Source organism: uncultured Aquincola sp., assembly GCF_964001545.1.
Classification (GTDB): domain Bacteria; phylum Pseudomonadota; class Gammaproteobacteria; order Burkholderiales; family Burkholderiaceae_C; genus Aquincola.
In genome coordinates, this window is sequence record NZ_CAXFDV010000342.1 from 1 (window position 1) to 1,501 (window position 1,501).

Here is a 1,501-nt window from a genome sequence, read left to right on the forward strand (position 1 = left end):
CACCGCGTGATCTTCATGGACGCCGGCAAGATCATCGAGGACTGCACCAGCCAGGAGTTCTTCAACAACCCCGACGCCCGTTCGCCGCGGGCCAAGGACTTCCTGTCCAAGATCCTCCAGCATTGATCTTTGCCCCCAAGCTCACTGCGTTCGCGCCCCCCCAAGGGGGAGCACCCGCCCTTGGGGCGGCCCGGCGGGCGGGTGGGCCCCCAGGGGGCAGAATGGCTCCATGAGCTCTTCTGCCCCCGCTGCCACCTCCGAAGTCGCCGGCCAGCTCACGCTGACCCGGCCCGACGATTTCCATCTGCATGTGCGCGACGGCGCCGCCCTGGCGGCGGTGCTGCCGCACAGTGCCCGCCAGTTCCAGCGGGCGGTGATCATGCCGAACCTGCGGCCGCCGATCACCACCGCCGCGCAGGCCGTGGCTTACCGTGATCGCATCCTGGCCGCGCGGCCTGAGGGCTCGAGCTTCGAGCCGCTGATGACGCTCTACCTCACCGACCTGCTGCCGCCCGACGAAATCCGCCGCGCGAAGGAAGCGGGTGTGGTCGCCGTCAAGCTGTACCCGGCGGGCGCCACCACCAACAGCGACGCGGGCGTGACCGACCTGCGCAAGACCTACAAGACGCTGGAAGCGCTGCAGCGCGAAGGCATGCCGCTGCTGATCCACGGCGAAGTGACCGACCCCGACGTCGACCTGTTCGACCGCGAGGCGGTGTTCATCGACCGCGTGATGCGGCCGCTGCGCGCCGACATGCCCGAGCTGAAGGTGGTGTTCGAGCACCTGACCACGCGCGAGGGCGCGCAGTACGTGAGCGAGGCCGGCCGCTTCACCGCCGCCACGCTGACGCCGCAGCACCTGATGTTCAACCGCAATGCCATCTTCATGGGTGGGCTGCGGCCGCACTACTACTGCCTGCCCGTGCTCAAGAGCGAAGAGCACCGCCAGGCGCTGGTGCAGGTGGCCACCTCGGGCAGCGACCGCTTTTTCCTGGGCACCGACAGCGCGCCGCATGCGGCGCATCTGAAAGAGCATGCGGGCGGCCATGCCGGCTGCTACACCGCGCTCACCGCGCTGGAGCTGTACGCCGAGGTGTTCGAGGCGGCCGGTGCGCTGGACAAGCTGGAGGCTTTCGCCAGCTTCCATGGCGCCGACTTCTACGGCCTGCCGCGCAACACCGGTCGTGTGACCCTGGTGCGCGAAGACCACCCGGTGCCCGAGTCCGTGCCCTTCGGCGACGCCCAGCTCAAGCCGCTGCGCGGCGGCGAAACGCTGCGCTGGCGGCAACTCGAACCCGCGTGAGCTTGGTGGGCGCACCACCAGTCCCGCCGGGCCGCCCCAAGGGACTGGACGGCCCCCGTGGGGGGAAGCGAGCGCAGCGAGCTTGGGGGCTGATACCAGTCCCGCCGGGCCGCCCCAAGGGACTGGACGGCCCCCGTGGGGGTAGCGAGCGCAGCGAGCTTGGGGGCTGATACCAGTCCCGCCGGGCCGCCCCAAGGG

1 protein-coding gene and 1 pseudogene are annotated in these 1,501 nt (G+C 70.3%); both read left to right on the top strand.

Features of this window, described 5'->3' with window-relative positions:
* Nucleotides 1-126: pseudogene (locus ABNT58_RS11780) on the top strand (amino acid ABC transporter ATP-binding protein); the annotation flags it as partial.
* 103 nt (nt 127-229) lie between these two features.
* Entirely contained in the window at nt 230-1,303 is a 1,074-nt protein-coding gene (gene pyrC, locus ABNT58_RS11785) for a dihydroorotase (RefSeq protein WP_348753665.1), read from the top strand.
* Nucleotides 1,304-1,501: the final 198 nt, after the last annotated feature.

What these genes read in the sequence shown, in the direction of transcription:
- pyrC (WP_348753665.1), top strand. Translation starts at nt 230, where the DNA reads ATGAGCTCTTCTGCCCCCGCTGCCACCTCCGAAGTCGCCGGCCAGCTC.